Raw genomic sequence first — 7,213 nt, 5'->3', positions numbered from 1 at the left:
GATTTATATAATAATAAAATTATTTTGACTGATTTGTTGTTTTTGGTGTTGATGAATCTATGGATTAAAAAAAACGATTGCGGGTAATTCTTCACATAGTTATTCACAGAAAAGGTGAATAAATGTGGTCTATGTCTCACTATTGTGTGGGTAACTAGAATTTGAGCAAAACTTATCCATATTCCTAGTTATTATTCATAAATATAGCGCTTATCACGTCACTAAGTTTGCTCCGATTGGGGATATGTGGAAAAATCAGAGTAATTAAAAATTTAGATAGAGGTTGGCCAGTGATAGATGGCGATGGTTACCGATTAAATGTTGGTATTGTAATCTGTAACAACCATGGTCAGGTCTTCTGGGCTAAACGATACGGGCAACATTCATGGCAATTCCCTCAAGGGGGAATAGATGAAGGTGAGACTCCGGAACAGGCAATGTACCGCGAGTTGTATGAAGAGGTTGGCCTTACTAAAAAGGATGTAAAGATCGTCGCGACAAGTCGTCATTGGTTACGCTACAAGCTACCCAAACGACTGGTTCGGTGGGATTCTAAACCTGTCTGTATTGGACAAAAACAGAAGTGGTTCCTTTTGCGCTTAGATTGCGATGAATCGCATATCAATATGCAGCGTGGAAGTACACCTGAGTTTGATGGTTGGCGTTGGGTGAGTTACTGGTACCCAGTTCGACAAGTTGTTTCTTTCAAGCGAGATGTTTACCGTCGAGCGATGAAAGAGTTCGCATCTTTAGCAATGCCGTTTAAAGAGCGAAAAATAAAAGGAAAGCGCAAATTGCGTAGAGGTTAAGCATGCTCAGTCAACTAAGGGAAATAGTTGAACACGTATCAAGAGTTGAAGATGTGTCGACGGCTCTTGATATTTTGGTTAAAGAGACATGCAGTGCGATGCAGACGGAATGTTGCACCGTGTATTTGGCAAATAATGATATGCAGCGCCTTGAGTTGATGGCAACTCAAGGCCTGATCTTCAAAGGCAATAGCATTCACATTGGTTTTGACGAAGGTCTGGTTGGCCTTGTTAAAAGAAGTGCTGAACCTATCAACCTTGCACAAGCGTCTGCTCACCCTGCTTATAAGTTTTTTCCAGAGCTTGGAGAAAACGTCTATCACTCTTTTCTCGGTACTCCGATTATCCACCGCAAGCAAGTGCTCGGTGTATTGGTCATTCAACAGAAGACCCCACGTTTATTTAGTGAGATGGAAGAATCCTTCCTTGTCACGCTCTCTGCACAACTTGCCGTTATTGTGGCGCACGCCCAAACTCAAGGCCATTGGCTGTTAGAGCAACAGAAGCTACCGGCTACTAAAGGTATTGCAGCTTCATCGGGCGTGGCGATTGGTGACTTATGGTGGGACAACACTCAGCCTGAACTCACCGATGTTTATCCTGCTTCGACGCTCAATATAGAGAGAGAGCATGAGTTGTTGGCGGTAGCGGTTGAAAACGCCCTCAATGACTTTAAGCGCATGCGAAAGCGCTTAGATAGCGAAATCAATAAAGATGCGTTGGCGATCTTTGACCTGTTTACTCACTTACTCAACGATCCTATGCTGCGTAAGGATCTAAAAAGCCAAATCCAGAAAGGCGATAAAGCCGATTGGGCACTAAGACAGGTTGTAGAGAGTTATTCTAATCGCTTTGCTCGTATGTCGGACGTGTATCTTCGTGAGAGAGCACAAGACATCCGAGAGCTCGGACAAAGGCTGCTCTATTTCCTCCACAACTCTGAACATGAACTTCGCACGTTAGATAAGCCGATTATCCTAGTGGTTCGTGAGTTAACCGCTTCGGTATTAGCGTCTATTCCCAAAGAAAAGCTCTTAGCGGTGATTTCCTTGGAAGGGGCGGCGAACTCGCACGCAGCGATTTTATCTCGAGCGCTTGGCATACCTTCCGTCATGGGGGTAAACCTCAACCTAGCTCAAGCTAATGGCAAGCGAGCGATTGTTGATGGGTATAGCGGTGAGATCTTTATTGAGCCGACTAAAAGCCTGCTCAAAGAGTATCGAGGGCTGATTCTAGAAGAGAGTGAGCTCTCCTCTATGGTCAATCGCGAGCTGTACCTACCGGCAAAAACGCAAGACAACAAGCAAGTCGAGATTCTGCTTAATGCGGGTTTAAGTGCAGACACTAACATCGCTATCAACCAAGGCGTTGATGGCGTAGGGCTGTATCGAACTGAAATTTCTTTCTTGTTGCAGCAAAGATTCCCGTCAGAGGATGAACAATTCAAGCAGTATCGTTCTGTACTGGCAAGCTACCCAGAGAAACAAGTGGTGATGCGTACACTCGATATCGGTGGTGATAAGGCCTTACCGTATTTTCCTATCGAAGAGGACAATCCATTCCTTGGTTGGCGTGGTATTCGGTTTACGCTCGATCATCCTGACATCTTTATTATTCAGTTACGTGCCATGCTACGTGCGAGCTGTGAAAGCCATAACTTGAGTATTTTGCTGCCGATGATCTCTGGTGCACAGGAGTTGGATGACGCGCTACAGTTGATTGAACAAGCGTATGATGAAGTGCATGAGCTTGATAACCGAGTGCGTATGCCTCGCGTTGGTATCATGATTGAAGTGCCATCCATGCTGTACATACTGCCGCTGATTGCGCATAAGGTCGACTTTGTTTCAGTCGGTACCAACGACTTAACCCAATATTTATTAGCGGTTGATCGGAACAATTCACGAGTATCCGATGTCTATGAATCAATGCACCCTGCGGTGATCATGGCATTAAAACAAATTCATGATACTTGTAAGCAATATCAATTACCTGTTTGTATTTGTGGCGAGTTAGCCGGTGACCCGATGGGCGCGCTGCTATTGATTGGATTGGGGTATGAGACGTTAAGTATGAATACCTCGAATGTCGCAAGAACCAAATATTTGATTCGTCAATCGAACTTGGCTGAATTACAGGATTTGGCAAATAAGGCACTTTCAAAACCGTATGGTAGTGACATCTATAGTATGATGCTGAACTATTTCGAAGAGCGTGAATTTACAGGCTTCATTCGAGCAGGTAAAAAATAGGATTTAACGTGTCATATGAACTGATAGGCTTGTTAGCGGGCCTTGGTGCTATTGTTGGTGTTTTAGCAGGCTTGCTAGGCATTGGTGGTGGTTTGCTGGTTGTTCCTGCCTTACTGTTTTTGCTTCCTAAAGCGGGTATCCCCCAAGAGTTTGCGATGCAAATGGCATTGGCTACTTCGCTATCAACCATCATCGTTACGTCGGGATCGTCTGCGATTAACCATCTAAAGTTGGGTAACGTAGAGATGTTTGTCGTTAAATGGTTGATGCCAGGTGTGGTGATAGGTGGCTTCCTCGGCTCTTTCGTGGCCGATGTAATTCCAGCTCAATACTTACCAAAAGTCTTTGGTGTGATTGTTTTGGTGTTGGCGTTGCAAATGCTATTGTCGATTCGCTCCAAGAGCCAAAAATCGATGCCGGGTTCAGCTAAAACCGTGTTGTGTGGCGGCGGGATTGGTTTGGTATCAAGCTTAGCGGGCATTGGCGGTGGGTCTTTATCGGTACCTTTCCTTAACCATCACGGTGTGGAAATGCGTAAAGCCGTCGGCTCATCTTCGGTATGCGGTTGTGTTATCGCGATTTCGGGAATGCTAGGTTTCATTTGGCATGGATCTTCTGTCGATGATCTTCCTGCGTATAGCTTGGGTTATGTTTATCTACCGGCTTTGATCGCGATATCTTGTACCTCAGTTTTGACCACTCGAGTGGGTGCGAAACTGGCCACTCAATTGCCAACCCCTGTGCTGAAGAAATTCTTTGCGGTATTTTTAATGTTTATAGCAGCCACAATGCTGCTGTAGTGTCTTTTCTGTTAGTCATTGAGCTAACCGTTAATCAATTTAGATAGAGAGCCAAGTATGTCTCAGGGTTTTATCGAATTCCCAAATATCGATCCTGTTCTTATTGAACTAGGACCAATCTCAGTTCGTTGGTACGGCCTAATGTACCTTGTCGGTTTTATGTTTGCTCTTTGGTTAGCAAATCGCCGAGCTGATCAACCGGGTAGTGGTTGGACTCGAGAGCAAGTATCAGACTTACTGTTTGCTGGCTTTCTAGGTGTGGTGTTGGGTGGTCGTATTGGCTACGTACTTTTCTACAACTTTGACCTTTTCCTAGCAGACCCACTGTACCTATTTAAGGTATGGACTGGCGGTATGTCTTTCCACGGTGGCTTGCTGGGTGTTATCACCGCAATGTTCTGGTATGCGAAAAAGAATGGTCGCACCTTCTTTGGCGTGGCAGACATGATTGCACCACTCGTCCCATTTGGTTTAGGTATGGGCCGTCTAGGTAACTTCATGAACAGCGAGCTTTGGGGCCGTGTGACTGATGTGCCATGGGCGATTGTGTTCCCTAACGGTGGTCCACTTCCTCGTCACCCATCTCAACTTTACGAGATGGCGCTTGAAGGTATCGTGCTGTTCTTCATCTTGAACTGGTTTATCAAAAAGCCGCGTCCTCTTGGTTCTGTATCAGGGTTATTCCTAGCTGGATATGGTACATTCCGCTTCTTAGTAGAATACGTACGTGAACCTGATGCTCACCTAGGTTTGTTCGGTGGGTTTATCTCTATGGGACAAATTTTGTCACTGCCAATGGTTATCATCGGTGTGCTGATGATGGTGTGGGCATACAAGCGTGGTCACTACAAAGACGAATTACCACAACAAACGAAGTAAGGAATTGGTGTGAAACAGTATTTAGATCTCTGTCAGCGTATCGTTGATGACGGTACTTGGATTGAAAATGAACGCACGGGCAAGCGTTGCCTAACCGTGATCAATGCTGACCTTGAATATGATGTTGGTAATAACCAATTCCCACTGGTAACAACGCGTAAGAGTTTTTGGAAAGCCGCAGTTGCTGAGCTGCTTGGCTATATCCGTGGTTACGACAATGCTGAAGATTTTCGTAAGCTAGGGACTAAAACTTGGGATGCGAATTCTAACCTGAATGAAGCATGGCTGAATAACCCTTACCGCAAGGGTGAAGATGACATGGGCCGTGTTTATGGCGTTCAAGGACGTGCATGGGCAAAACCTGACGGCGGTCATATCGACCAACTGAAGAAGATTGTTGATGATCTAACTAACGGTATTGATGACCGCGGCGAGATCTTAAACTTCTACAACCCAGGTGAGTTCCACATGGGATGTTTGCGTCCGTGTATGTACAGCCATCACTTCTCACTACTTGGTGATACTCTGTACCTAAACAGCACTCAGCGCTCTTGCGATGTACCCCTAGGCCTGAACTTCAACATGGTTCAAGTGTATGTCTTCCTAGCTATCATAGCGCAAATCACGGGTAAGAAAGCTGGCGTGGCTTACCATAAGCTAGTAAATGCTCATATTTACGAAGATCAACTTGCACCTATGCGTGATATCCAGTTAAAGCGTGAGCCGTTAGCTGGCCCAACATTCCATATCAATCCTCAGATTAAGTCTCTAGAAGATTTGGAAACATGGGTAACGATGGATGACTTCTGGGTTGAAGGTTACGAATGCCACGAAGCGATTAAGTACCCATTCTCGGTTTAATCTCACTCGCTTTGTTTGATTGAAAGGCTGCCTCTGTGCAGCCTTTTTTGTATCTAAGTTACAGTGACGAGTAATCGAGATTCGAAGAGCAGAGAAATCATATGCTGTGTGATGCTTTATGTTACTCGTATACTCTCAACGCGCATTGGCTCTTTCTCTTCGATACTCGCTTACACGAATCCCGTATCTGCTCTTAAAAAGAAAAAGCCCGCAACCTAGGAGGTAGCGGGCTTTGCTATAAGCGATGTTTATTTTGCTATTAAGCGGTAAGAGCTAACACGCTACCAGGCAGTACAAGGAATACCGCAACAAGGTAACCAGCCACTACAGCTTTGTTCTTCACTGCCATGTCTGAAATCATGTCTGCCGCTTTAACTGGAAGTTCACGTAGGAACGGGATACCGAAGATGAATACCGTTGACATGATGTTGAACACCAAGTGTACTAGAGCAATTTGTAGTGCGAATACTGCGAACTCACCAGACACTGCTGTAGCTGCAAGTAGAGCCGTAATACATGTACCGATGTTTGCACCCAGAGTGAATGGGTAAACGTCACGTACTTTAAGAACACCTGAACCTACTAGTGGAACCATCAAGCTTGTTGTCGTAGAAGAAGACTGAACAAGGATAGTCACGATAGAGCCAGAAGCGATACCGTGGATTGGACCACGACCGATTGCGTTCTTTAGAATCTCACGAGCACGACCAACCATTAGGCTCTTCATCAGCTTACCCATTACAGTAATAGCTACGAATATAGTTGCGATACCTAGAGCGATAAGCATGATGCCGCCAACAGTGTCGCCAAACGTTGATAGTGGTTCTTTAATCGCACTTACAACAGGCTTAGTGATTGGCTTGATGAAGTTAAGACCACCCATGCTCATATCACCTGTTGCTAGCATCGGTGATACTAACCAGTGAGAAATTTTCTCTAGAATTCCAAACGCCATCTCTAGTGGTAGGAAGATAGCAACGGCTAATAGGTTAAAGAAGTCGTGGATTGTCGCACTTGCGAATGCACGTTTGAACTCTTCTTTACAACGAACGTGACCAAGGCTAACTAGCGTATTGGTTACCGTAGTACCAATGTTAGCACCCATGATCATAGGAATTGCTAGCTCAACAGGTAAACCACCTGCCACAAGGCCAACGATAATTGAAGTAACTGTACTTGATGATTGAATAAGCGCTGTTGCTACTAAACCAATCATTAAGCCTGCAACTGGGTGTGAAGCAAATTCGAAAAGAACCTTTGCTTGCTCGCCTGTTGCCCATTTGAAGCCTGTACCAACCATTGAAACTGAAAGTAATAGTAGGTAAAGCATGAATGCCAAGTTAGCCCAGCGTAGCCAACGAGTAGTGCTCGAGATAGGCGCTGCTGCAGTAGTAGCTTGGTTCATAATGTTTTCTCCATTGGACCGTTTAAGTCTGTGTTTGGTCTGTTTGTTTAATCTGAGCGTGATGTTAGAGGGGAAATATTTCAGTAATATTACATTTTGGTTTAGGTGCGACTTTTTTGTGATGATTTACTCTTTAAATATTCCAATTGCTAATGTGGTTGTTTTAAGTTGTTGTTTTAAATTGTTTTTTAATGGAAATTCTATAGG

6 protein-coding genes are annotated in these 7,213 nt (G+C 44.6%); 5 read left to right on the top strand and 1 reads right to left on the bottom strand.

The window, feature by feature from the left end:
* Positions 1 to 290: 290 nt before the first annotated feature.
* The 5 genes from rppH to AB4558_RS17960 are packed head-to-tail and all read left to right on the top strand — an operon-like array spanning position 291 to position 5,601.
* Positions 291 to 809, top strand: coding sequence for an RNA pyrophosphohydrolase (gene rppH, locus AB4558_RS17980; RefSeq protein ID WP_017059335.1), 519 nt, complete (start codon positions 291 to 293; stop codon positions 807 to 809).
* Positions 810 to 811: 2 nt separating this feature from the next.
* Positions 812 to 3,061 (top strand): phosphoenolpyruvate--protein phosphotransferase, encoded by a 2,250-nt coding sequence (gene ptsP / locus AB4558_RS17975; RefSeq protein ID WP_017059336.1) that lies wholly within the window; start codon positions 812 to 814, stop codon positions 3,059 to 3,061.
* An 8-nt stretch (positions 3,062 to 3,069) separates the two neighbouring features.
* Entirely contained in the window at positions 3,070 to 3,861 is a 792-nt protein-coding gene (locus tag AB4558_RS17970) for a sulfite exporter TauE/SafE family protein (RefSeq protein WP_017059337.1), read from the top strand.
* Between the two features lie 57 nt (positions 3,862 to 3,918).
* Positions 3,919 to 4,740 (top strand): prolipoprotein diacylglyceryl transferase, encoded by an 822-nt coding sequence (gene lgt / locus AB4558_RS17965; RefSeq protein ID WP_017059338.1) that lies wholly within the window; start codon positions 3,919 to 3,921, stop codon positions 4,738 to 4,740.
* A gap of 9 nt (positions 4,741 to 4,749) precedes the next feature.
* Complete coding sequence (locus AB4558_RS17960; RefSeq protein ID WP_372074517.1) at positions 4,750 to 5,601, top strand: thymidylate synthase; 852 nt, start codon at positions 4,750 to 4,752, stop codon at positions 5,599 to 5,601.
* A gap of 259 nt (positions 5,602 to 5,860) precedes the next feature.
* On the opposite strand, the gene AB4558_RS17955 is transcribed toward AB4558_RS17960, so the two are convergent.
* The gene (locus AB4558_RS17955; RefSeq protein WP_017059340.1) at positions 5,861 to 7,006 is read right to left on the bottom strand and encodes a Na/Pi symporter; all 1,146 of its coding nucleotides are present in this window, start codon (positions 7,004 to 7,006) and stop codon (positions 5,861 to 5,863) included.
* Between the last annotated feature and the right edge of the window lie 207 nt (positions 7,007 to 7,213).

Source organism: Vibrio sp. 10N.222.51.C5 (assembly GCF_041474575.1).
Classification (GTDB): Bacteria; Pseudomonadota; Gammaproteobacteria; order Enterobacterales; family Vibrionaceae; genus Vibrio; species Vibrio crassostreae_C.
This window is presented reverse-complemented; position numbering and strand designations above follow the sequence as displayed.

Excerpts from the sequence above, each read along its gene's own strand:
- lgt (WP_017059338.1), top strand. The coding sequence starts at position 3,919 with ATGTCTCAGGGTTTTATCGAATTCCCAAATATCGATCCTGTTCTTATT.
- AB4558_RS17955 (WP_017059340.1), bottom strand. The coding sequence starts at position 7,006 with ATGAACCAAGCTACTACTGCAGCAGCGCCTATCTCGAGCACTACTCGT.
- ptsP (WP_017059336.1), top strand. The coding sequence starts at position 812 with ATGCTCAGTCAACTAAGGGAAATAGTTGAACACGTATCAAGAGTTGAA.